Source organism: Legionella sp. PATHC032, assembly GCF_026191185.1.
Lineage (GTDB): Bacteria > Pseudomonadota > Gammaproteobacteria > Legionellales > Legionellaceae > Legionella.
Map to the genome: position 1 here is coordinate 293,252 of NZ_JAPHOV010000001.1, position 24,821 is coordinate 318,072.

Sequence of the window (24,821 nt, forward strand, 5' to 3'; positions counted from 1 at the left end):
CCTATTTATCAAAAATATTCTTTAGAAATAAAATATTTGTCTTAATGTGCTAAATTTACCATAATAGCCCCTTTTTTAATCCAATAGTACTATGTCATCAAAATTGCTTACCATCCAACTGTTAGACGAACTCGTGCACACTGCCGAATTAAATCAAGAAGGCAAAACCGCGGATTATATCCCTGAACTGGCGAATGTTAATCAGGAATTGACGGCAATTGCGGTGCAAGCTTTGGGTGAGAAACCCCTGGCTTATAGCAATAACCCGCTTCATCCAGTGACTTTGCAAAGCACAGGGAAGATGATTCCTTTGATTGGATTACTTGAAGAGTTTGGCGCTGATCAATTATTTGAATGGGTCAAGGTGGAGCCCTCAGGTGATGATTTCGCTTCCATAACTCGTCTGGAACAATTCGGCCCTAAACCGTCAAATCCCATGTTGAATGCAGGCGCCATTGCTTTATGCTCACGCATTCCTGGCATAGGTGAGCAGCAATTTAGATGGTTAGAGCATTGGGTACAAAAATTATTTAATCAACGCCTCAGCATTAATCCCCTGGTTTTTGCCTCTGAAAAACGAACTGGTAATCGCAATCGTGCTCTCGCTTATTTGCTGAAAAGCAGAAATAATCTTGGAGCAGATGTTCATGAAACACTCGATTTGTATTTCGCGCTATGTTCCTATGAGGCGATGTTGGAGCAAATGCTGTACTTACCTGCTTTGTTGGCGAACAGAGGGCAAGATCCGGACACAGGTGAACAAATACTGTCTACGGAAACCTGTAAAATTACTTTGGCTATTATGGCAACCTGTGGATTATATGATGAAACAGGCACTCACATGGTTAAAACAGGGATGCCAGCTAAAAGTGGTGTGTCTGGTTATACCATCGCGGTTGTCCCTGGTAAAGCGGGCATTGTGGTATTGAGTCCAAGAGTGAATGCGAAAGGCAATAGCATCCGGGGTGAAATCATGCTGGAAGGTTTGTCCAAAGCAATGAATTGGCATTTTGCATTGCCTTAATTTTTAAGAAAAGAGCGCTACAGAATGAGATGTTATCGTTTTGATTAAAGTGAAATAACGATGACAAGCTGGGAGTGGGAAAACTTAATTAAATTTGGATTAAAGGATTTTACATGAAAATTGCCGTTATTGAGCCGATAGGGATTGCGATTCAGGAAATTCGTTCTGAATTACCAGACCACACGATTATCGAATGCGACAGCCGTCAGTGGACTGATGAGCAATTAATGGATTTTGTGAAGGATGTAGATGTCATTGCACTGACGAATCGACGTTTATCGGCTGCAGTCATTAACTCGGCGATGCGATTACAATTGATTGCTGTTGCATTTGCTGGAGTTGACCATATTGATAGGAATGCTGCGAATAAAAGAAATATTCCGGTAAAAAATGCCGCGGGTTATGCCAATACGGCGGTATCTGAACTAGTATTTGGACTCATGATTTCTCTTGCACGTCATATTCCTGATAATAATCAGAAAATAAGAGAGCAAGGTATAACCAATACCGGTGTTGAACTAAAAAATAAAGTGCTGGGCATTGTCGGTTATGGAGCAATTGGAGCAGAAGTTGCGCGACTTGCTAACTCATTTCAAATGACAACTCTAATTTATGACAGGAAATCCCAAGTAACATTAGACGATTTGTTTTCCCAATCTGATTTCGTCACTTTGCATGTACCACTTACAAATGAAACCAAAGGCATGGTTAACTTAAGATTTTTATCTCAAATGAAAAAATCAGCTTATTTGATTAATTGTGCAAGAGGGCCGATTGTGGTTAGCAGTGATTTAAAAAAAGCCTTGGAACAGGGCATGATAGCAGGTGCCGCATTGGATGTATTTGATGTTGAACCACCATTACCTGCAAATTATAGCCTTTGGGAGGCACCTAATCTTATCGCAACACCACACATAGGATTTAATACAAGGGAGGCACTTGTGGCCAAGGGGCAATTGACCATCAAAAATATCAAAGAGTTTCTTTCGTCCCGTCTATAAAACCGTGTAAAAACATAAAGAAACATAAAACGTTGATTGCAAAATAGCTTGTAGTACTTCAGAGGTAGTTTAACCCAGGGCAAAATCATGCTTTAACCTGAGTTATGGATAAGGATTATATAAAAACCAGTCAATATCCAGGAACCGTTTGGGCTGAGGAGGCATTGATGCCGTCTCGAAGCCTTGAACGGTTCGAAATAACAACCGATCTTATCCATAACTCACTTTACTTTACCTGCAATAATATACAAAACCACGCTTGCTGTTTTTTAAAATAATTTTAATGTTATCCTACGCAATACACTTGACCAGTTTGAGCGCCCTCAATACTCTTGCTGTAGGCGAGTGCCGCACGAGCAGCAGATACAGGTTCATAGCCTCGGAAATAAGGGCCGTAGTTTTCCATGGCTTCGGTGATTACTGTGGGGCTTACACCATTGATTCGGATACCTCTAGGCATTTCCAGAGCAGCACTTTTAATAAAACCATCCAATGCGCCATTAACCATGGCGGCGGAACTTCCATAGAGAATAGGATCGCGATTTAATATTCCGCTTGTTAATGTAAATGAGCCATTATCATTGATATATTCTAATCCAGCCAGGACTACGTTAACTTGCCCCATTAATTTATTGGTCAAACCAATTTTATAATCCTCTTCTCCCATGTCTTTTAGGGCACCAAAGTGCACTTTACCGGTAGCCAACACCACCGCATCAATATTATTTAATTTCTTATACATCGCATCGATTGATTGTTTGCTGGTTATATCCACTTGAATATCACTATTTTTATAGCTTGCTGAAATAATTTCATGTCTTGGGCTTAATTCAGCAATTATTGCTTTTCCAATTATCCCGCTAGCACCAATCACCACTATTTTCATAATTCATTCCCTCTTTATCCAATAAAAAGCAAGCGCGCCACGTAGAATATTACAGTATCAACAATAAATTACGCAAAAAGGAGTGTATCGGCTGTATGTGATTACTGCCTATATTAATAACTTGTCTTGTAGCATGTGATATGGCGAATGCAGTTGATATCAACTCAAATTGTTTGTGCAAACCACAGATTGATGCCCTCCACCAGAGTAGGGTGAGCGAACATCATATCGCGCAATTTTTGATAAGGTGCTCCCAACTCCATTGCTAATTGGATGACCCCTAATATTTCACCTGCCTCTGCGCAGAAAATAGAAACGCCCAAAATTAAATCGGTTTCGGTGTCAATGACGGCTTTTAAAACACCAGTCGTTTCCCCTTGGGTTTTGGCGCGAGGAATCGCGGCTGCCGGAATTTTGGCTATTTTAATTGGACGACCCTGGGATCTCGCTTGCGCTTCAGTAAGCCCAATGCGTGCTAGTTCCGGGTCAAGAAACACTGTATAAGGAATAAGCCTGTTTCGGGAAGAAAGTTTATTCTGAGGGTTTTGTAAATTGTGTTTCACCAGGCGATAATCATCAAGAGACAGATGGGTAAATTGTGCCCCTCCCTTGACATCACCCAATGCCCAAATCCCTGCCGCGGTCGTTTCGAGATACTCATTGACTTTGATGAACCCACGCTCATCAAGTTCAACACCTGTTTTATCCAAATGCAATCCTTCAGTATTGGCCGTGCGCCCTACTGCAACCAGGAGAGCTGTGCCACGGATAATTTCTGATTGGCCATGTCGATTAGCCTCGATAATTATTTCTGTTTGTTCTTGACGAATGGCATTAATCTTTGTATCGATAGCAAATTGAATGCCTTCATTGGATAAGGTCTGCAAAACCTGTTCAGCAATGTCTTTGTCTTCCCTGCCAAGGAAATCATGGCTTGCTTCGATGACTGTAACTGCAGCGCCAAAACGGCGAAACATTTGCGCAAACTCCAAACCAATATAACCACCGCCAATGATCAATAAATGTTGGGGTACCGAGTCGGCGTTCATTAAACTGTCATTGGTAAAATAATTGACTTTATCGAGCCCCATAATGGGGGGAATGAATGGCAGAGCGCCTGTATTAATAATAATTTTATCAGCCGTGATGTGAAGTGTTTTTTGATTGTCACGTGGTGAGGATAGAATAACTTCAATCATTTTTGGTCCAATAAAATGACCATGGCCTAACATGAGATCCATCCCTGAATCTAAAAACTGTTTTAAATTCGCTTCACGCATCCCTTTCACCACAGCTTCTTTACGTGCTCGAATCGCTTTAAAATCAATGGTCTCCAATTTGGTATTGAAACCATAGTCTTTTGCTTTACGGCAGAAATGTGCCACTTTAGCTGCTTGCACAAGCGTTTTTGTAGGTATGCATGCCACATTAATACAGGTTCCACCAATCTGATTGTTTTCAACCATCGCAACTTTCTGCCCACTTTTGGCCAAATCCATTGCAAGAGTCTTTCCTCCTTTTCCTCCACCTAAAATGATGGTATCAAACTCTAAAATCATTCTTTTCTCCTATTTACAATACTTGAATTAATGAGGAAAGCTCACGCAAGGCGATAAAAAATATGGTGTAATCAATGTTTTCGCTACCCAATAACATTTCTAACAATTTTTCCCAGCGTTTTTGAATAGGATAGTTTTCTTGCAGCCAGTTGTTAATCAAATTTTCGGAAGCACGCTCTTTGGTGTTGGTTGTTAAAATGGCAATCGTCAAACGTCTTTGCAGATTATCCAATTCATCACGCAAAGACAGCCGTGCCATAGTATTCCAATGCCCCTCACGTGAATCACTGGCTATTTGGTCGCGAAACCAAACAAGATTAAATTGACTGCCAACTTTAAAGTAAGTTTCTGCCGTGAGTGATAACTCGAATTGATTTTGAGAGGCTACTTCAATGATATTTAATGAAGTATAAAGAGCCCGAGTTATAGCAATTTTTTGAGCCATATCTTTTTCAATGCCAATACTGACAAATTGACTAATGAGTTTCTCAAGGTATTCTTTAGTGACACCACCCATGAGCTTGGGAATCAACTGTTCGAGTTTGCTGACTGACTTGCCATAATTTTTAATATTTTCTTCAATACCACCAGCCAGTCGATTATTATGCAAAAACCAGCGTGTCGCCAAGTTGAGCAATTGACGAATATGATGTAATAATTCATATTGTGTTGATAAAGATATTTTGTCTTGAAATGAATCAATCAGATTTTGTAAGACATCCGTTTGGAAAATACAGGCTGAAATAGTGTAAGCACAAGCAATATCAGCAATCGACATACCGGTTTCCATCAGCATTCGGTACATGAAGGTAATTCCCATGTTGTTAACCAGCTTATTGCTCAATTGCGTTGCTATGATTTCACGAGATAAAGGGTGTTTTGGCAAGGCTTTTGCGTAAGGTTTTCTCAGTGAGGGGGGAAAACCTGTTTCCAAAAAAGTTGTAAAGTATGGGTCATCTGGTAAATTCGATTTTAATAATTCGTTAGCAATATGAATTTTGGTATGCGCCATTAGAACAGCAAGCTCTGGTCTTGTCAGTCCTGAGCCAGTGGTTTTGCGTTCCAGGAGTTTTTTGTCGTCGGGAAGGAATTCAACGCTTCTGTCAAGGTTAACCCACTTTTCCAATTCTTTCATGTAATCTTGATATAAACCACTATAATGGGAAGAATGGGCTGCCGATATACTTAAAATCAAGGCTTGATTGTAGTTGTCTTGCAAAACAAGATCGGCGACTTCGTCTGTCATTCTGCTTAGCAATTGATTGCGTTTTTTTTCTGTGAGTTTCTTTTCTCTAATCTCTTTATCTAAAAGAATTTTGATATTGACTTCATGGTCAGAGCAGTTAACGCCGGCGGAATTATCAATCGCATCCGTATTAATAAGACCGCCCTTTAATGCAAACTCGACGCGTCCAAGTTGAGTAAAACCCAGATTTCCTCCTTCTCCCACTACCTTGCAGTGTAGTTCTGCGCCATTAATACGGCAGAATTCATTAGTCTTGTCGCCAACATCGGCATGTGACTCCGTGGTTGCTTTGACATAGGTTCCAATACCGCCGTTAAATAGTAAATCCACTGGTGCTTTTAACAGCGCTCGAATAAGCTCGTTGGGCGTAAGGGCATTTGCTTCTATAGCGAGAGCTTTTTTTACTTGCGGGCTAATGGGGATAGATTTGCTTGAGCGTTTGTAAACGCCTCCGCCTTTAGAAATAAGTTGTAAGTTGTAATCTTCCCAGGATGAAGTAGGTAAATTAAACAGGCGAAGTCTTTCTTCATAGGATTTTAAAGGGTCGGGATTCGGGTCGAGAAAAATATGACGATGATCAAAAGCAGCTAACAGCTGGATATGTTTTGAATAAAGCATGCCATTACCAAATACATCGCCACTCATATCACCAATACCTACTACCGTAAAGTCCTGTTGCTGAATATTGATATCAAGTTCACGAAAATGTCTTTTGACAGATTCCCACGCACCACGTGCCGTAATCCCCATTTTTTTATGATCGTACCCGGCGGAACCTCCAGACGCAAAAGCATCACCCAGCCAAAATCCATGTTCCTTGGCAATACTATTGGCAATATCGGAAAAAGTAGCTGTTCCCTTGTCAGCAGCAACAACCAGATAAGGGTCAGGGTCGTCGTAACATATAACATTCTCTGGAGGGATTGTTTTATCATTGATTAAATTATCGGTGAGATCCAGTAAACCATTGATGAACGATTTATAACAAGAGATGACTTCTTGTTGGATTTGTTCGCGGCTGGCTGCATGAAGCGGTTTTTTCAAGACAAAACCTCCCTTGGCGCCAGAGGGAACAATGACTGCGTTTTTTACCTTCTGTGCTTTCATAAGTCCTAAAATCTCGGTTCGAAAATCTTCTGGCCGATCGGACCAGCGAATACCGCCGCGGGCTACTTTGGTACTACGCAAGTGAATTCCTTCAAAACGTGTTGAGTACACAAAAATTTCATAAAGCGGTTGACCTGGAGGTAGGTCAGGAATTTCCGAGGATTTTAATTTGAAGGAAAGGTAATCTTTAGATAATCCCGCGTGATTTTTTTGAAAGTAATTAGTACGAAGAGTTGCTTTCATCAAAGACCAAAAATAACGCATAATTCTATCTTCATCGAGGCTGCTAATCGCATCAATGCTTGTTTGAATTTTCTGTTCAAATGCAGACATTTCTTTTTGAAAAGAAGATTTCTTTTTAAGGCCAAATTTCAAATAAAAAAAGTGAATCAGATCACGCGCAATGGCCGCATGCGTTTCGATGGTTTTTTCAATATAGGATTGGCTGTAACGAATGCCAATCTGATGCAGGTATTTTGCATAGGCGCGCAAAATAGTAATTTCTCGCCAGGAGAGTCCCGCACATAAGACCAATTTATTAAAACCATCGTTTTCACAAAGACCAAGATTGATAGTAATGAGTGCCTCTGCAAAAATGTCCTTAACCTGGCTAATATTGAGTGACTCGGTTTGAGAATAGGTGACGTTAAAATCACTAATCCAGAATAATTGTCCATGTTGTGTTTTGATTTTATAAGGACGTTCGGTATAAGTGCGCAGCCCCATGTTTTCAAGCATTGGCAAGATGTCAGATAGGGGGATTGGGGTTTCATACCGATAGAGTTTAATGTGCAAAGGATATTGTGAGAGAGTGTTTTCATAAAAGTCGATAACCAGCGGATTGTCTTTGGACAGTTTTTCTATTTGTAAAATGTCCAGTATTGCCTCTTCAGGAGAATGCTGTTCGCAATAACTCATGGACAGTGTTTCGGTGTACTTATCAATAAGTTGTTTCCCTTTTTGAGCACCATAATGTTGTATTAATTGCTTTTGCAATTTATCTTTCCATGAGTTTGTCATCATTCTTAAAATTCCATGCAAGATATGTTGTTATCGTTACTCAAAAGTATAGGCCATTTCAAAGAATAAAATGAAAATTTGCTAACTTGTTTTATACAAAGTGCCTTATCTGTTTCAGGAAGTTTTTAAGTAAGCTTTAATAAAATGTTAAGGACATAAAAATATAATAAAGCCTCTTTTACAAGACAGAGCATCTGGTATGTATAAAAATATATTGTTTTTTTCAAATTTTAGTCGTATGCGTTGGAATGAACATGACGGTAATCGATATCAAAGTCTTTGGGAGCACAATAAGCAAGACATCAAACACACATTTTTTGGCACGATTGCAAACACCAAGGATTTGCGAGAAGTATTATTCCAGCCCGTCACTGCTTCTTTTTCGATGCTAGTTGCTGGGGCATTCGCCCAATTACTGGTACCCTATTCCATTTTCATGCTCTGTATGGGCGAGGCGGGGTTTGCGGGTAGAACATTAATTAATTATTTGGAAATAACTACGGTTACTTTGGCAATGCCGTTTATTGCTTTATTAAGCACTGTAGGCCGATGTATTGCAACGGTTAAATGCCTGGTTGAAGACCAATACAACCTGGCCGAGATGGTTGCAGACAAAGAGGTTAAGCCAAATAAAATCTATCTTGGTTGTTCTGAAGTTAACTACACGGTTAGAGATGAGAACAACAATCAGCTCACTCGAAAATATTATAAATTCCAATATAAAATGAGAGGTCTCAACAATGAGCTTTGTCAGGGAATGTTTTCTTTCAGAGATTTAGAGCGTGCTCCTGATAATGACGATTTCAACGGAAAACTTTCCAGCCTCACACTGTATAAATATGACATCCTGGATTTGATTAAAAGAGTTCATAAGGATAAATTTGAAGAAAGGGAAGATGAAAATCTAAGTCGTTTATCCATTTAATTTAAATTAATTAAAAAAATCAGGGTATTTTTGTTGAAAGCTATAATGGATAGTGATTATTTTTCTCAACTGCTTGCCACTTAACAGGCCGCGTTATATCGTTTATGAAGGATGTCATTGGTTCCCGCCTATATTTTTGATGTGCTGACTTAATAATGAGTTATTGAGTTGGCATTTAAAGCAAGACAAAACATAGTGATGGACTAAATAAAATTATTAAGGGAATGAGAGCGTGCGTGTATTTTATGGCTTATTAGGTTTCATGGTATTTAATTTGGTGGCTTGTGAAAAAATAGCATTAATGACTACGCCACCTAAAAAACAGCAATTATCTAATAGTCCGCTGGCTACTCGGGCAGAGCGATATTTTTGGCAGACCCTTCATCAGGGGCGATACCAGGACATTCCCAAAGCAGACTATTTGCTGATGGCGGCCTACCTTGAGAATCCTTATGATTCGAAATTAGCTGCCCATCTTGGTTTTATTCATATTTGGAAACTTACGGAGCGAGAAAGAGTAAAAAATAACTCTCCCTTGCTTCCCAATGAAATTATTTTGTCTAAAAAATACTTTGCTGATGCTCTGCAACTGGATCCGGAAAACCCAATTTATCAAGGATTTTATGGCGATACCCAATTAGTAGAAGGGCAGATTTTTAAAGACAAACAAGAAGAAGTCAGAGGATATTTTACTTTACAGAAAGCGATAAGCAATTGGCCTGAGTTTAATTATTTTACTGCAGGGTACCCCATGAGTAGTTTAAGTGCTGATTCGGATCATTTTAAAAAGGGTTTGGATTGGCAATGGAAAACGTTGGATATCTGTGCTGGTGAGAAGATTAGCAGACAGAATCCTGATTTTACGCCTTATATGAAGAGAGAAACGACAATAGGCGCGCAAAGAGCCTGTTGGAATTCAGAAATTGCGCCTCATAATTTTGAAGGCTTTTTTATGAATATGGGGGATATGTTAGTTAAATCCGGAGATCCTGAAACGGGAATAAAAATCTACAATAATGCCAAATTGACTAAAAATTACAATAAATGGCCGTATAAAGACATGTTGGAGAAACGTATTCTGAATGCGAAAGCCAATGTACAACATTTTAATCAAAAATCAAATGACCCCAATCAGTCGATTATGTTTAATTCCGGATATGGATGCGTGGTTTGTCATCAACGGTAAGTACCATCTGATTATTCTCTATCAGGTGGCTTATTAGATTAGTAAGAATGTGAGGTTTCAGTTTAAAACCCCTGCTTGTATTTTTTCAAAGCGGGCAGGATAAAAGCGAAGGAAAGTGTTATAGTTTTAATTTACTTCGGCAAAGAATTTAAAAAGAATATGGAAAAAATTACTATTTATCATAATCCGCGATGCTCAAAATCTAGACAAGCATTGGAAATACTGCAAAACAAAGGTTTTGAACCCATTATCATTGAATATCTTAAAACTCCTCTTGATCTGGAACAATTGAAAAGATTACGGATTCACCTGGCTCTTGAAGACTTGGTGCGCACGAATGAAAATGTTTTTAAAGAATTGGGTCTGTCTCTGGCTAATGAGGCGCAAATTTTAGAAGCTATGGTAAATGAACCTATATTAATGCAACGCCAAATTGTCACATTTAAAGGTAAGGCTGTTATCGGGCGTCCGCCTGAGAAAGTCCTGGAGCTGTTTGATTAGTCTTTATTGTACGATAATATAAATTTAATCCTGATACCATGACTAATCTCACTGTCATGGTAAGGAATAAAAGCATTTGCAAAACTTCAGAGAGAATAGCTTTTTAATTGTGATGCAAATTGCCTTAACACATGCAGACCGGATTCTTCGGCCTGGCTACACCATTTTTGTATTAAATTAAGAAGATCCTTATTGGATAGGGACGTTTTTAACCATATCTGCTGTAATAATTCGCGGTAATTATGAACCGCTTGCAAGTTGTCATGTTGCTTAAGTAATGTTTTCAATCGCAACTGATCCGCATGGGATAGCTGTTCGTTCGGTTTCTTGAGTAAATGGCGAGCATTCTTTAATTCCCGATTTTTTATGCGGTATTGCATATCGCGCAGAGTAGGAAATATAACCAGCTTGTAATAATCAGATATCACTTGAAAGCGATTGCCAAGTATCGCTTTTACCGAATCTACATCTATATGAGATTTATTCTTGTCAACGATCAGTTTTGGGGATAATTTTTTTACTTTGGCAAGCTTTAAAAAAGACAAACAACGTATGTAAAACCAACCCAAATCAAATTCCCACCATTTAATGGAAAATTTGGCTGAGGAGGCGAAAGTATGATGATTATTATGCAATTCTTCACCAGCAATCAATAAACCCCAGGGAAAAACATTGGTTGAAGAATCTGACGATTCATGATTGCGATAACCCCAATAATGCCCTATTCCATTGACCACGCCAGCAACAAGAGGTATCCACATCATTTGGATTGCCCAAAGGGTAAGTCCAGGAATTCCAAACAAGAAAAGATTAAGTGCGAGCATTAAAAATATGCCTTTGTTCGCATGGGGAGAGTATAATTTGCGCTCTATCCAGTCGTTGGGGGTACCATAGGAGTACTTTTTAATCATGTCTTTATCTTTAGAGGCTTCTCGATATAACTCTGGAACCTGCCAAAATACTTTTCTTATATTAAATACCTGAGGGCTATGCGGATCCCCTTCCATGTCAGTATTGGCATGATGCTTCCGATGAATGGCTACCCATTCTGCGGTGCTCATCCCGGTCGTTAACCAAAGCCAGAACCGGAAAAAATGACTGACAACAGGATGTAGAGTTAATGCCCGATGTGTTTGATAACGATGCAGGTAAATGGTAACAGCTGTAGTGGTGATGTGAGTCAGGACAAGACCAGTCAAAAGATATCCCCATAAGGTCATATTTAAAAAACCAAACATCATTTCTCCTCTTATGCGCCAATAATTGTATAATTGGTAAAGCGATATGCAAGAATATCTTTTATACGTTAATATACGCCAAGTATAAACTATTTATTTTTATCTTAGTGGCATTTAAAAATTAAAAACTCATTATTTAAGCACTTTTATTAAAAGCCGCCTCGGATTTTTTTCTTGTATTATTCTGATACCCTGATTTTGGCGGTACATACTTTTGCATTTTGGCTGAGATTAAATCTGAAAAGCCTTGCAAGAATTCAAAATCCTTAATTTTAATGCGCTCCAGTTTTTGATTGATTAATTTTTCTATAGACAGCAAGAGCTTGGTTTCTTCTGTGCTGACCAAAGATACAGCCAAGCCAAAGGCGCCTGCCCGTCCTGTTCGCCCAATCCGATGTACGTAATCTTCGGGCACATTAGGCAGGTCAAAATTCACTACACAGGCAAGTTTCTCGATGTCTATGCCACGTGCTGCGATGTCTGTTGCAATTAATGTTTGCACTTTGCCTGACTTGAAATCAGCCAAGGCTTTTGTGCGTTGAGCTTGTGATTTGTTCCCATGAATAGCGACTGAATATATTTGGGATTCTGCCAGTTGCTTAACCAGTTTATTAGCTCCATGTTTGGTTCGTGAAAAAACCAAAGTTTGCCCCCAATTATTCTTATGAATTAAATGGCTGAGAAGGGCTAATTTATGATTTCTATCTACTGGATAAACAGTTTGTTTTATGGTTTTTACTGCGGTATTTCTCGGTGCAATATCAATTTCAACCGCTTTATTCAGTATGCCTCTGGCTAAAGTACGTACTTCAGGGGTGAAGGTTGCCGAAAAGAGCAAATTTTGCCTTTTTAAAGGTAATAATTTGATAATTTTTTTAATATCATGAATAAAACCCATGTCTAGCATTCTATCCGCTTCATCCAGTACTAAGGTATCAATCTCATCAAACTTAACAGCATTTTGCTGATACAAATCTAGCAATCTTCCTGGTGTCGCAACTAATATTTCAAGGCCTGAGCCTAATTGTTTAATTTGGCTGTGGCTTTTGACTCCTCCATAAATCACAGCTGAGCCCAAGGTTAAATATTTGCCATATTGGATTATGCTCTCGTGGACCTGGATGGCTAATTCTCTTGTGGGGGTTAAAATGAGTACTTTAACCTTATTACGGCTAGTTGGGTTTTGTTGACTGGCTTTTTGCAAGAGAGGCAAAACAAAACTTGCTGTTTTTCCTGTTCCTGTTTGAGCGGAAGCAAGTAAATCATGTCCATTTAAAATGAGCGGTATAGCTTTTAATTGAATGCTGGTAGGGTTCGTGTAGCCTAATTCACTAACCGCCCTGTGTAGGGGCTCAATCAGTGCTAATTTTTTAAAACTCATTGTTTTCCTTATTGATATCTATTTGGGTTGTGGGCTCTGAGGTTAATCACTCATTAATGTTGTGAGGAAAATGAGGCATTAATTTAGAGGAGAAAAGTCGTAACCTTGAAGTATTTTTTTGAAAAAATACTAGGAATATAAAACATTATTATAACAGCTATTCCTCAATGTGTCTTGTTTATTTTACTCCAGTTCAGAAGTGAGCCATTTATTTTCTTGTGTTTTATCTACTCCATATGCAAAAATAAAGACCGAAACATTAGGTGATAATAGTCAGCATGAAAGCAAAAGGTTTTTTCAGTGAGCAAGCTTCCCTGAAGCGAAGTAAAATCACACAGAGCTCAGTGTGGATGTTATCGCTTGGTCATATCTTTCTAATAACGCTGAGCAATGTTCTGGTTCAATATCCATTTGATATGATGGGTTTTCACACAACCTGGGGAGCGTTCACTTATCCGGCAATTTTTATTTTAACTGATCTGACAACGCGGATAGCAACAGCGAATAAAGCACGGAAAATTATTATGCTGAGCATGGTTCCTGGATTGATATTCTCCTATCTCGTTGCGAGCTATATTGAGACAGGCCATAATTTGAATGGGGACAGTCTATCGGTGTTGCACCTCATGCCATTACGTATCGCTCTGGCTTGTTTTATAGCGTACATTATTGGGCAATTGCTGGACGTGGCAGTTTTCCAACATTATAGAAATCGGCATGCCTGGTGGCTGGCTCCAACTCTATCGGCTGTTGCAGGCAATTTCATAGATACTGTATTATTTTTTACTATCGCGTTTTATCACTGTTCCAATCGATTTTTAAGTCAGAATTGGCCTGAAATTGCGATGGTTGATGTCTTTTTTAAAATCATGATTAGTTTAATTGCTTTTGTTCCGGTGTATGGTCTGGTTTTATGTATTCTTGGTATAAAATCTACCAACAAATTAATGGTATAAAGGTATCTTGAGACCATTTCAAAATAAGGATTGATGATGCTGACAGATTTAAGGTTTCTTACAAAAGGCCTCAAGATTTTAAATGGCAAATATATTCAGTTAGAACCCATTACCAGCCAGCATCGGGAGGAGTTGCGAAAAGCAGCAAATCATGAACAAATTTGGAAATACATGCCGCAAAAAGCAACGGACAATTTATTTAACCCCTGGTTTGATGATTGTCTTGAGAAAATGTCCGTGAGAAACCAAATTACTTATGCTGTGCGTTGTAAAAAAGAAGGAAATCTTAAAGGGGCTACTGCATTTTACGATATTCAACCGGAAAACAAACGACTGGCTTTAGGTTATAGTTGGTATATTCCTACAGTATGGGGAACAGCGATAAACCCGGAATCAAAATTACTCATGTTGCATCAGGCTTTTGATGTTTGGGGGGGGTAATCGAGTAGAAATAGGTACTGATTCTCGCAATATTCATTTCTATCGTGCTATCAAAAAGCTGGGCGCAACGGAGGAAGGGGTGTTACGTCAACATATGATTCTTCATAATCAGGTGATAACGGATACTATTGTATTTAGTATTCTTTTCTCAGAGTGGCCGGTGATAAAAGAGCGATTAATGCAGAGATTGAATTATACCGTAACCGATATAGATCATTTGATTGTTTCTGCTTAGGTATCCTTATAAGCGAAGCGATTTATCATAAAATGATTGTATTTTTCTTTAATTGAGTGAATATTTGTTTCTACCTGCGAGAATGGAGTGCTCAATGTACAACAAAATGTTTAAACCTCTGGATACTGATCCGATTTTATATTTCAAAATGTACAGTAATTATACCGAGGGGAGATTTGATAATTGTTGTGCATTTATTTTAATGCCAAGTGGGCTGCAAAGACATTGGGTCTCTTTGCAATCGATTCAATTTGCTTTTAATAAGTGTGGTGACATCCTTGGGATTAGCATTATTTTTTCCGGGAATGAGTGGAATATCCACAAAAAGGTTCGAGATACAATGGAAGGGATACTGAAGCTGAAGCTTCATCATGGAAGAGGGGAAGAGCTTTTCGTTTTTGATGAAGAAAAGAAAACACTTCATCTTGGGATAGTGCCTTGTAAGGATTCACGGACGTATATAGAGGATATTATCGCTTTTATTAAGGATAGCTATCGTTTGAAATCCGATTTTGCTGAAGACATCAAATCACAGCTTCTGAACAAGGACTATCTGGCACAGGAGTTTACTCGTTTGCGCTGGAGGCCTCCAGAGAAAGAGTCCTTTTGTCTGGTAATGTAGTTTTAGATTCATTCACTTTTTAAAAATAGAAAAATTAAAATTTCCAGTGGGCAATTTCCTCTAATTTTCTATATTAATCAATTTCTCCTATATACATGGTTTTGTACGATTGTCTCTTGACAATTCCAAGGCGGAAAGCTCAATATTCTTTATTTAAAACAAAGATCAGGAATTTTATTGTTCAGGAAGAGATGGCTCATTTTGTTATGTGTTCTGTTGAATAATGGCTGTTTCCTGCTCGGGCCAGAATACAGGAAACCATCTGTCAACGTACCGCAAAAATGGCCGCATAACTATTCAATTCAAACTAAGCAAACCGCTTATTTACCAGACCTGTATTGGTGGGAACAATTCAATAGCCAGGAACTCAATGCCTTTATCCAAAAGGCATTACAAAATAATCACCAGATTCACCTCGCTATGGCCAATATTGAATCCACACAAAGTCAATTACAGCAAGTCCAATTAAATTGGTTGCCTAATCTCACAGGGCTTGCAGGTTACACTCAGTTTCCCGTTTTGGGTAATCCGGGGACTACGGCAATTGCCTATCCAGCCTATATCATTAATATTTTTCAGCAATATAAGCAACAAAAAAGCGCCCAAGCCATGCTTGAAGCCAGTATTTATGCACAATATTCTGCCAGACTGGTCGTGATAGCCCAGACTTCAGCCAGCTTTTTTACCTTGGTTGCTCAGAATGAGGCTTTACATTTATACAATAAACTGCTTGAGGACTATCGAACCTATCTCAAACTAACTCAAAGCCAATACCGCTCAGGTTTAATTTCGCTTGACAACATCACTCAAATCAAAAGCCATATCCAACGAATTAAGGCACAAATTAAGGTGGTTCAACATAACATTGTGGTGAGTAAAAATGCCTTGCATTTTTTATTTAATGAAAATCCTGGAGATGTTGAGATTAAAGCTCTCTTTGAAAATATTGATAGTAATCAATTGGTACCAGGAAATTTACCGGCCAGTGTACTCAGTATGAGACCTGATATTCATGAGGCAGAAGCCTTGTTAAAAGCAGCGCATGCTGATGTTGGCGCGATAACAGCGAATCTTTTGCCAGGGATTAATTTAGGAGCCTTCCTGGGAGAGGGGTCTAATGTCGATGGCGCCATTAAATTAGGGCAAGCCTATTTAAATGGTCCAATAATTGATTTGCCGCTATTTGCCCAGATTGATGTAAGGAAAGCTCGATATAAGGCAATCTATATCAAATACATTACCACTATCCGTGAAGCTTTGCGCGATGTTGCTAATGACTTGTCTGCCTATTCGGCTTATAGCCAACAGTTAAATAATAATAAATTGGCTTTAAGTGATGAAAAACAGCGATGCCATTTGACAGAAGTTCGTTATCGTCATGGAATTGATGACTATTTACATTTAATAAAATGCCAAATCCTGTTAGACGAATTTAAGCTGATGATAAACCAGAACAAGCTGGAAAAACTGCTATCCCTGGTCACTTTATACCAGGATTTAGGAGGAGGCTACCATGGGCATTGATCAGCAAAAAACAATCCGCACCTTGCGATTATCCCTGACGTGTATTTTTCTTTTTCTAATGACCTGGTATTACCAGGTACCAGAAAGCGCATGGACTTTAGTGACCATATGGTTTGTCATGTATGAATATTCCACTGTTGGTGGCGTGCTGACAAAAAGCTTTTTGCGCTTTGCAGGTACGGTTTTAAGTGCTATCTATGGAATGATAGTTGTTTATTTTTGTGCTAATAACCCGTTGATCAACATCATGGCTTTAGTCCCTGGTTTGTTTCTTTACGCCTATTTTTTCATGGGGGGAGATAAGACATACATTGGTACCATTGGGGCTGTCACGCTTACTATTGTATTGTTGAATTACAATGACATAGATACGGCTGTATTGCGGGTGTTCAATGTCATTATCGGCGTCATTGGCTCCATGTTCATGATCCGGTTTTTTTATCCCCAATATGCAAGAGATAAAGTTTTAGAGATTCAATTGAACTTTATTACTCAACTGGCGAATCTTTTAGAAAGCTACCTGAATCCAACCCAGTCTTTGCTTGCTATCCAGACAGAGTATTTAGATTATGAACGCAAGATGCTCGATGGGTTTACTTTATATAACCGTTATATTGGCGAAGCCAAAATAGAAACAAAGAAAGCTCCGTTTTTCATTTCCCATTCCATTGCAGCCATGCAACATTACAGGCGTCTGTTTCGTTTGTTCAGTGTGTTTATTTATTATTTATCCACCGAGGAAATTCGATCAGATCCATGGGTATGTGATCAGTTAGGTAAGCTTCTGAGTAATTTACAGGCTCTGCAACAACAATTGCTGAAACAGGATGAGGAGCCTGAAAGGACAGAAGCTTCTGTTGGAGAGCCAGAAGAAGAAATCGTTATAGAAACACCCAATATTGAAAATAAAATAGCAACAGAAGCCATTGTCAATAATATGCAGAAAGAAATTGCTTTGCTTGATGCTGAAATTAAGAAAATAATATTAATTTATGATGTTTATGATATCAGGTTGAATGAGAGATAATGATTAATCCCAATATCATGGAAAGGGTTAAATGGAAATGAGGATGAAAGAGACACATGAGTGACAAACCCAGAGCTGGATTTCCTGTAATTATTTTATTGTGTGTGTTTTTATTCATTCTGATTTATCATTACTCGTATTTATTTCCCTTTACAAACAATGCATTTGTTGTTGCGAATGTCCGCCCAGTTGCCGCTAATGTAAAAGGTTATATCACCAACATCTATGTCAAGAATGAGCAAGAGGTAAAAAAAGGACAACCATTATTTACTGTATTCAAAGATCCCTACGAACTGGCCTACCAGAAGGCTGTCAGCGATGTTCAAGAGGCGAAAGCCCAATTATTGGTATTCAATAAACAAGTTGAGAAAACGAAATATCTGCTGCAAGCACAAAAAGAACTTTATGAAAAATTTCGCTTTGATTATGAACATAATCATTCAGCCTTGCGCGATCACGCGGTTTCCAAGCTAACTGTCAATACGATGTTAAAAGAAAAAAATGCGGCACTAAGCAAATTACATGCATTGGAAAAAGAGTTAGAGGTCAACCAGCAACAAATCATTGTGCAAAAAAAGAAAATTGATTCTTTAATTGCGGTGATGAAAAATGCCAAAATCGATTTAGATGAAACCACAGTGTACGCCAAACAAAATGGGGCAGTTCAGGATATGTTTGTCGCATTGGGAACCCCCATCAAGATCAGAAAGCCAGTCTTTGCCATAGCAGATACCGATACCTTGTTTATCCAGGCCAATTTCAACGAAACGGACTTACGAAGAGTTCAGCCAGGGGATAAAGTCTCTATCTTCCCAAGAATGTATTTTGGGTCTAAAATTTATCACGGAGTGATTCTTTCCAGAAACTGGGCTGCCAGCCGTCTGGAAACCCATCGGGCGACGCAAATACAAATTGTACGTAATAGCGAAAGCAACTGGTTTTTATTGCCTCAACGCCTGCCAGTACAAATTCAAATAACAGATTATGACCCGGTTCATTACCCGTTAAGTATAGGCGCTAGCGCCTATGTTTATATTCATACTCATTGAAATCATGGAAGGAGTCAGAAAATCTGACAGGCATATTCCTGTTCCCAAAAATTCTAAAGTGGCTTGGATATAACCTGCGGCTCATTAAACTGTGAGGACAGTGAGTTTGATATCAAATTGATAGAGAGTGTATTGCAATGCGGATTCATATTGGCTAATCGCCAAGGAATGATCTTAGCTGCATTGATAAGCGATGCCTTAAAATCAAATTATTTTCATAATCTATAAAATAGTGCTAAGCTTTTGCGGCTAAAGTGATGCAAAGGTCACTAAATCACTTTAGATAAGATTTATTTTTTAAGGAATAAGCAATGTTTGGTTTTTTTAGCGATTATAAGCAATACATCACTTTAAGAAATTTCGCTGTCATTTATAACGGGCTTACAGGCTTGGCGGTATTGTATAGCTTGTGGAGTAATCCTGAGGCTGAGCCATCCGAATACGTCATTGATATCTCGATTCATGCGCTGACTGCGATCACTTTAATGTGTAAACAAGCCCCAGAATCTGTTAAAGCTGTTGCTATGGCATTAAATACTTATAGGGGATTTGATGCCCTATTCAAGGCTATCACCTCACTTCCTTCTACAATCCCAGGTATCGCCAATGCAGTTGATGTCCTTAATCATCGTTTTAATTTTAAGGAGCTTGAAAAACTTGGTAATGAGGAAGAAGTAGAGTCCAGGTCAGCAGTTCAGCATACCATGTAAAGTGCGGCTCGTATTTTCTGGTAGAAAATAGCTATTAGTCAGCCATTTTCTACCAGGTTTTCTTATGTCAATCTCATGCTAAATAGTATTTCTGCATCTCAGCAACTTGAGTAGGCAGTTATTACTTGTAATCCAACAGAAAATTTTTCACAGCTAACCAATCAATATAAGCTTTCTTTTTATCCGAGGGATTGCGCAAAAGATAGGCAGGGTGATAGCTTACGATAAAAGGAGTATTGTCATAGTAGTGAATATGATTACGCAGCTGCTTCAGAGGCAGTGGTTTATCAAGTAAGAATTGTCCGGCGAAACGTCCTAACGCAAGGATTAAGTGTGGTTTAATGAGTTGAATTTGACGAGTCAGGAATGAACTGCATTGAGAAATTTCCTCAAGGGCTGGATCACGATTATTAGGGGGGCGACATTTCAAAACATTGGCAATGTAGATATCATTCTCTGTCATTTCAATACTACGTATCATCTTGTTTAATAAAAGCCCAGCCTTTCCCACAAAAGGTTGTCCTTTCTGATCCTCGTAAAAACCAGGTGCTTCACCAATAATCATCAGTTTTGCTTTTGGATTCCCGCGAGAAAAAACAGTTTGGGTGCGTGTTTTATGCAGAGAACAACGTACACAGGATGCCACTTCATCCGCTAAAGCTGCTAAATGCTTTTCACAAGAAGGAGTGGACTCACGCATCACCCAGACTTCAATTCCCATAGTCTGTAGATAGTAATTGTTCAATACATCTGACATAAAAAACTCATAATATTAATAGAATCCGGATTATAGATTAGACTTACCTTTTGTAGCTTGGTACTTACGCACCTCCAATCTCTTTGTTAAAGACATTATTTGCCTTGGCCTTGGAGTTTTGCTTAAGTCCTATAGTTAATCTATTGTATCAGTCCTATTTTAAAGAAAGAAACTTAAAAAAACATCATATACTCACTGCCTGTAAGAAATAGAGAGTTGAGGGGGTGAAGAATATTAAACAGAGACTGGAAAGAATATGAATAGCCAAAAGGATTTGAAACAATTAGATATTAAGCAAGTGATTGCCTGGGCATTCTACGATTTTGCCAATTCTTCCTATTTTGTAGTGATATTTACATTTGTCTTTGCAACCTATTTCACAAGTTACATTGCCCCTAATTCTATACTGGGAGCCGAATTGTGGAGTTATACAATTTCGCTTTCTGCTTTGCTCATTGCCCTGGTAAGCCCTATCGTTGGCGCAATAGCTGATTTTAGTGGGCATCATAAATCCTGGCTATTCGTTTTTACTTATTTGGGGGTTATTTCAACGGCTTGTTTGTGGTTTGCCTATCCTGATAGTCATTCTATTCCGTTGGTTTTAACTTGTATTCTGATTGGCAATTTTGCCCTGGAAGTAGGGTCTGTGTTTTATAATTCCTTTTTGGCTAATTTGGCTCCATCAAACTATCTGGGCCGGATTTCTGGTTGGGCTTGGGGTTGTGGTTATCTGGGAGGATTGCTGTGTCTGATTATATCCTTATTTGTTTTTGTGAAAGGTGATCTTGGTGGATTGTTGTTTGGAACAGAGAGTTTTGCCAATATTCGAGCTGTCACTGTATTTGTGGCTTTATGGATTAGTCTGTTTAGCCTGCCTTTGTTTTTAATGGTGCAACAAAAAACAGGGGAGCATTTGACAGTGGGTACTGCGATTAGGAAAGGTCTGCAAGAATTGTGGTTAACAATAAAAACTCTGCCTAAACAACGTGATCTGTTCTTATTTTTAATAGCCAGAATTTTTTATATCGATGGATTGAACTCCATATTGGCACTAGGTGGTATTTATGCGGCTGGCAATTTTCATTTGAGTGTTAGCGATATTATGGTGTTTGGGATCATTTTAAATATTACTGCAGGCCTTGGTGCGGGATTATTCGCCTGGTTTGATGATTGGATTGGATCTAAAAAAACTATTCTGATTACCTTGGCGTGCCTGACAATAACTTTTTGTTTTCTGTTAACCATCCGCTCAAATACCTTATTTTGGGTTTGTGCACCTGTGTTTGGTATTTTTGTTGGTCCTGTCCAGGCTGCCAGTCGTACTTTTTTGGCACGTTTGGCAAAACCCGAAGAGATGACAAGAATGTATGGTTTTTACTCTTTTTCTGGCAAGGCAACCAGTTTTCTGGGGCCTTTACTGGTTAGTATAATCACTGCGCTAACCGAGAGTCAGCGTTTGGGTATGGCTGTTCTTATTCCTTTTTTTATCATCGGAGGCGGACTATTATTATTGGTTCATGAAAATGAATAAGAAAAATCCTGGGAAGATTGATTTTTCCTGTCTTAAAGTGACGTATGGGCTTGATAGCTAAGGGAGAGCAAAATTTACCTCTTTGTTTTTACAAGTTATTTCTTATGATATACTTTGCTCTAATATGAAAATTATTATACCTCTATTATTTGTGGTCATTAGCGCCTGCGGGCATGCTTTTTCTTGCCATGATCCACAAACAATCATTCAAAAACCCATACAGTTTGACAAAAAACGGATTGCCTTAACCCGGGAATATCAGTTTACTCATTATGGCATTGATTCCGAGTCGATAGAAATTGAGCCTAAAATGATAGTATTGCATTGGACTTGCATACCAAGCTTCGATACCACTTTCCGCATATTTGATACCCCCGCTTTACCCACCAGTTCGCCAAGACGAAATGAATTGCCCGGGGATTTAAATGTATCAAGCCATTTTTTAGTCGACAGGGATGGAACTATTTATCAACTGATGCCAGAAACATGGATGGCAAGACATGTGATTGGCTTGAATCATTACGCGATTGGTATTGAAAATATTGGCGGTGTTGATAGTAAAGACGATTTGACTGAGGAACAAGCCAAGGCAAATGCCTTTCTTGTGTGCTATCTCAAGGAAAAATACCCGCAAATAAAATATGTTATCGGCCATAATGAATATTTACAGTATAAGAGAACGGCTTTGTGGTTAGAGAAGGATCCAAATTATCAAACCGATAAAACGGATCCTGGGCCAACTTTCGTTAAAAAAGTAAAACAATTAATTGCTGCGTCATAAACTGATAAACTCATTAAAATTTATTTCCCTTATCTCAAGTATTTAATTCAATTTACACTACTTATAATAAGGGTGATGCATCTATACGATATGCCTATGAAATTTGATTTTTAGGAGTTATCAAATGACGTTATTAAGTCAATTAACTCGTTCCTTTTAACTCCAATTTAACCCCCACATAGTTATCTCTGAAACTATTACCACGGACTGAGTGTGCATAAACCGGGGTAATCCGTACTAATTTATACAGATAATCAAAACCAATACCATAACTGTAACCATTTTTTGCTAATAGCAATTGAGGAAGTGGGGCTATGGTAACAAAGTCAGGACCAAGCACAGGCCTGCTAAAAGATCGACTAGTCAATTGAATTAAACCGCCATTTAAAAAGGGTGAAAAATGTTCATTGATTTGATAATAAAGCCGCACATGCTCTACCAACGTCCCAATTTTGGTTGTCAGTGCAGGCACACCAACAGGTTGATCTGGGAATGTCAGGATGTAGTCCGGTTGATTGAAATTACTGTATAAAAAGGTCAAGTCTCCTTGCAAATAAAACAATTTATAAGTTTGCCCAAAAAAGGTGCGTATTCCAACTGTATTATCATTTCCGTAATATTTTGCATAACCGGTTAAAGGTGTATTGCCGTCAATTGTGACCGTATTGATTAACCTAAAGCGATCTCGTCCAAAATTGGCGAATACATCAAGAAAAACTAACGAGGTTATTTGTTTCAATACATGAAAATAAACCCCATTATCCTCTATAGAACCATGATTTTGGCTCAGTGCATTGGTTATTCTTGAGTTTGAATCAGTATTAGTTGTAATGTTATAAAGATTCAGTCCCCAATAGAAATTGCCCAAGCGTAGATTCTCTGCTCCAACACCGTTAAAATTGGTATGTCCGGAGTATAGATTAAACAGTGCTCCTTGATATGATGAGAATTTAAATTCATCGTAAGAACTATTCAATACGGCTTTTGGTTTTAAATAATGACGTAATAGTTGCTCTATTTCTTGCGTATTTTTTAAAACGCTTTTAGTTTCCAGTGGCTCGGTTTTGGAAAAACAGGTTGATGCAAAGAATAGAAGAAATGATAAAAAAATACAGGGTTTCATTATATTCCTTTAAAAAATGGTTAATTATTTAGTTATAAAATGGTTTCTAAGTATTTCCACAACCTACTATTAAAAAAGAAAGCTCGCCTGTAGAAATATTAAACTCACTGCTGGCGTTCCATTGATTAACTTGATCTGCCGTTGAATTATAGCTTGCCAGTTGCTCGGGGGTTAAGTGGTTAACGGCATTTTGAACAGCCTGTTGAACTGTGGTTGGGCTACTGGCACAACTTGAAAGTCCTAAGGATAGAAATAATATGAACCAACAAGTCCACCCCGGCTGCAATAAATGTAACACTGTATACCTCCTGTAATTGAAAAATAAATATTTAGGCGTGTTTGAAATAAAATAAGAATTTATAAGGGAGAAAGTGTATTATAAAAGGGGCTAGGATATATATGTTTTTGTGAATTTTTAAATACAATTATCGGATTAACAAAGAGCAAAGGAACGATTTATGCGTAAGAACTTATTGAAAATAATGATTGTTCTCAGTATTGGATTATTAACATATGAAAACACTTATTCACTAACTCAAATAACTTCGGACAAGGCTGGTGATTTTTCAATTGAGTCTGGCGCTGTATCTAAATCCACTTTTAGCTCTTGTGGAAATTCCATAGCAAACTGTCTGGTGACCCTAAAGCTCATGATTCCTAATGAGGGTTTTGTCATTATTCATAATAATTCGAGTAGAACGCTGACGAATGTCAGGGCTTATTTTCCAGAGGAATTGCAAAATCAGGTTAATCAAAATGCCTCTGCATGTATTTCATTGGCTCCGGGCTTATCCTGTCGGTTAACTTTTAGACCAACTGAGATGAGTCAGTTTTTAGAGCGAACAGCTATCCCAATTCATGGGGACAGGACAAGTACGGCATTTTTTGATTTAGAAATAACAGAATAAAGATATATCTGATAATGTTTTATTCAATCAGCTGCCAGTCTGGATGAGCGCAGAAATGCTTGCACATGTGCCTTCTGAAACTG

22 protein-coding genes and 1 pseudogene are annotated in these 24,821 nt (G+C 38.4%); 15 read left to right on the plus strand and 8 right to left on the minus strand.

What is annotated here, in order from left to right:
• Positions 1 to 91 precede the first annotated feature (91 nt).
• Positions 92 to 1,024 (plus strand): glutaminase A, encoded by a 933-nt coding sequence (glsA, locus tag OQJ02_RS01250; protein ID WP_265717537.1) that lies wholly within the window; start codon positions 92 to 94, stop codon positions 1,022 to 1,024.
• 113 nt (positions 1,025 to 1,137) lie between these two features.
• Positions 1,138 to 2,025 (plus strand): NAD(P)-dependent oxidoreductase, encoded by an 888-nt coding sequence (locus OQJ02_RS01255; protein WP_265717538.1) that lies wholly within the window; start codon positions 1,138 to 1,140, stop codon positions 2,023 to 2,025.
• A 286-nt stretch (positions 2,026 to 2,311) separates the two neighbouring features.
• On the opposite strand, the gene OQJ02_RS01260 is transcribed toward OQJ02_RS01255, so the two are convergent.
• The 3 genes from OQJ02_RS01260 to OQJ02_RS01270 form a co-directional block, all read right to left on the minus strand.
• The gene (locus OQJ02_RS01260) at positions 2,312 to 2,911 is read right to left on the minus strand and encodes a short chain dehydrogenase (protein ID WP_265717539.1); all 600 of its coding nucleotides are present in this window, start codon (positions 2,909 to 2,911) and stop codon (positions 2,312 to 2,314) included.
• 164 nt (positions 2,912 to 3,075) lie between these two features.
• The gene (locus OQJ02_RS01265) at positions 3,076 to 4,470 is read right to left on the minus strand and encodes a mercuric reductase (protein WP_265717540.1); all 1,395 of its coding nucleotides are present in this window, start codon (positions 4,468 to 4,470) and stop codon (positions 3,076 to 3,078) included.
• A 13-nt stretch (positions 4,471 to 4,483) separates the two neighbouring features.
• Positions 4,484 to 7,846: an NAD-glutamate dehydrogenase gene (locus OQJ02_RS01270; RefSeq protein WP_265717541.1), complete on the minus strand. Its 3,363-nt coding sequence runs from the start codon at positions 7,844 to 7,846 to the stop codon at positions 4,484 to 4,486.
• A 196-nt stretch (positions 7,847 to 8,042) separates the two neighbouring features.
• Between OQJ02_RS01270 and ceg9 the strand changes: the two genes are divergently transcribed.
• The 3 genes from ceg9 to arsC all read left to right on the plus strand — a co-directional run bounded on the left by ceg9 (position 8,043) and on the right by arsC (position 10,455).
• On the plus strand, positions 8,043 to 8,768 hold the full coding sequence (gene ceg9 / locus OQJ02_RS01275; protein WP_265717542.1) for a Dot/Icm T4SS effector Ceg9: 726 nt from the start codon (positions 8,043 to 8,045) through the stop codon (positions 8,766 to 8,768).
• Positions 8,769 to 9,000: 232 nt separating this feature from the next.
• Positions 9,001 to 9,954, plus strand: coding sequence for a hypothetical protein (locus OQJ02_RS01280; RefSeq protein WP_265717543.1), 954 nt, complete (start codon positions 9,001 to 9,003; stop codon positions 9,952 to 9,954).
• A 159-nt stretch (positions 9,955 to 10,113) separates the two neighbouring features.
• Complete coding sequence (gene arsC, locus OQJ02_RS01285; protein ID WP_265717544.1) at positions 10,114 to 10,455, plus strand: arsenate reductase (glutaredoxin); 342 nt, start codon at positions 10,114 to 10,116, stop codon at positions 10,453 to 10,455.
• 86 nt (positions 10,456 to 10,541) lie between these two features.
• On the opposite strand, the gene OQJ02_RS01290 is transcribed toward arsC, so the two are convergent.
• Together OQJ02_RS01290 and OQJ02_RS01295 are read right to left on the minus strand one after the other, a co-directional pair.
• Positions 10,542 to 11,696, minus strand: a complete 1,155-nt coding sequence (locus OQJ02_RS01290) for a fatty acid desaturase (RefSeq protein ID WP_265717545.1) — start codon at positions 11,694 to 11,696, stop codon at positions 10,542 to 10,544.
• 133 nt (positions 11,697 to 11,829) lie between these two features.
• Complete coding sequence (locus OQJ02_RS01295; protein WP_265717546.1) at positions 11,830 to 13,074, minus strand: DEAD/DEAH box helicase; 1,245 nt, start codon at positions 13,072 to 13,074, stop codon at positions 11,830 to 11,832.
• Between the two features lie 278 nt (positions 13,075 to 13,352).
• Between OQJ02_RS01295 and OQJ02_RS01300 the strand changes: the two genes are divergently transcribed.
• The 7 genes and pseudogenes from OQJ02_RS01300 (at position 13,353) to OQJ02_RS01335 (ending at position 19,638) form a co-directional block, all read left to right on the plus strand.
• A complete protein-coding gene (locus OQJ02_RS01300; protein ID WP_265717547.1) occupies positions 13,353 to 14,030 on the plus strand; it encodes a 7-cyano-7-deazaguanine/7-aminomethyl-7-deazaguanine transporter in 678 nt (225 codons plus the stop codon).
• Positions 14,031 to 14,066: 36 nt separating this feature from the next.
• Positions 14,067 to 14,706: pseudogene (locus OQJ02_RS15440) on the plus strand (GNAT family N-acetyltransferase).
• Positions 14,707 to 14,800: 94 nt separating this feature from the next.
• Positions 14,801 to 15,328, plus strand: coding sequence for a hypothetical protein (locus tag OQJ02_RS01315; protein ID WP_265717550.1), 528 nt, complete (start codon positions 14,801 to 14,803; stop codon positions 15,326 to 15,328).
• Positions 15,329 to 15,505: 177 nt separating this feature from the next.
• Positions 15,506 to 16,852 carry an efflux transporter outer membrane subunit gene (locus OQJ02_RS01320; RefSeq protein ID WP_265717551.1) on the plus strand — a complete coding sequence of 449 codons (1,347 nt, stop codon included), beginning with the start codon at positions 15,506 to 15,508 and terminating at the stop codon, positions 16,850 to 16,852.
• Positions 16,842 to 17,879 carry an FUSC family protein gene (locus tag OQJ02_RS01325; protein WP_265717552.1) on the plus strand — a complete coding sequence of 346 codons (1,038 nt, stop codon included), beginning with the start codon at positions 16,842 to 16,844 and terminating at the stop codon, positions 17,877 to 17,879. Before OQJ02_RS01320 ends, OQJ02_RS01325 begins: the two co-directional genes overlap by 11 nt.
• A 56-nt stretch (positions 17,880 to 17,935) precedes the next feature.
• On the plus strand, positions 17,936 to 18,928 hold the full coding sequence (locus OQJ02_RS01330; protein ID WP_265717553.1) for an Lpg0257 family Dot/Icm type IV secretion system effector: 993 nt from the start codon (positions 17,936 to 17,938) through the stop codon (positions 18,926 to 18,928).
• Between the two features lie 311 nt (positions 18,929 to 19,239).
• Complete coding sequence (locus OQJ02_RS01335) at positions 19,240 to 19,638, plus strand: lpg0260 family Dot/Icm T4SS effector (RefSeq protein WP_265717554.1); 399 nt, start codon at positions 19,240 to 19,242, stop codon at positions 19,636 to 19,638.
• A gap of 121 nt (positions 19,639 to 19,759) precedes the next feature.
• Here the strand turns inward: OQJ02_RS01335 and OQJ02_RS01340 are convergent, their stop codons facing one another.
• Positions 19,760 to 20,395: a uracil-DNA glycosylase gene (locus tag OQJ02_RS01340; RefSeq protein ID WP_265717555.1), complete on the minus strand. Its 636-nt coding sequence runs from the start codon at positions 20,393 to 20,395 to the stop codon at positions 19,760 to 19,762.
• A 256-nt stretch (positions 20,396 to 20,651) separates the two neighbouring features.
• Between OQJ02_RS01340 and OQJ02_RS01345 the strand changes: the two genes are divergently transcribed.
• Both OQJ02_RS01345 and OQJ02_RS01350 read left to right on the plus strand, forming a co-directional pair.
• On the plus strand, positions 20,652 to 21,926 hold the full coding sequence (locus tag OQJ02_RS01345) for an MFS transporter (RefSeq protein ID WP_265717556.1): 1,275 nt from the start codon (positions 20,652 to 20,654) through the stop codon (positions 21,924 to 21,926).
• Positions 21,927 to 22,050: 124 nt separating this feature from the next.
• The gene (locus OQJ02_RS01350; protein ID WP_265717557.1) at positions 22,051 to 22,707 is read left to right on the plus strand and encodes an N-acetylmuramoyl-L-alanine amidase; all 657 of its coding nucleotides are present in this window, start codon (positions 22,051 to 22,053) and stop codon (positions 22,705 to 22,707) included.
• 142 nt (positions 22,708 to 22,849) lie between these two features.
• Here OQJ02_RS01350 and OQJ02_RS01355 read toward each other — a convergent pair whose 3' ends face one another.
• On the minus strand, positions 22,850 to 23,830 hold the full coding sequence (locus OQJ02_RS01355) for a hypothetical protein (RefSeq protein WP_265717558.1): 981 nt from the start codon (positions 23,828 to 23,830) through the stop codon (positions 22,850 to 22,852).
• A 46-nt stretch (positions 23,831 to 23,876) separates the two neighbouring features.
• Complete coding sequence (locus OQJ02_RS01360; protein ID WP_265717559.1) at positions 23,877 to 24,128, minus strand: hypothetical protein; 252 nt, start codon at positions 24,126 to 24,128, stop codon at positions 23,877 to 23,879.
• Between the two features lie 160 nt (positions 24,129 to 24,288).
• Between OQJ02_RS01360 and OQJ02_RS01365 the strand changes: the two genes are divergently transcribed.
• Positions 24,289 to 24,738 carry a hypothetical protein gene (locus tag OQJ02_RS01365; RefSeq protein WP_265717560.1) on the plus strand — a complete coding sequence of 150 codons (450 nt, stop codon included), beginning with the start codon at positions 24,289 to 24,291 and terminating at the stop codon, positions 24,736 to 24,738.
• The last annotated feature ends 83 nt before the right edge of the window (positions 24,739 to 24,821 follow it).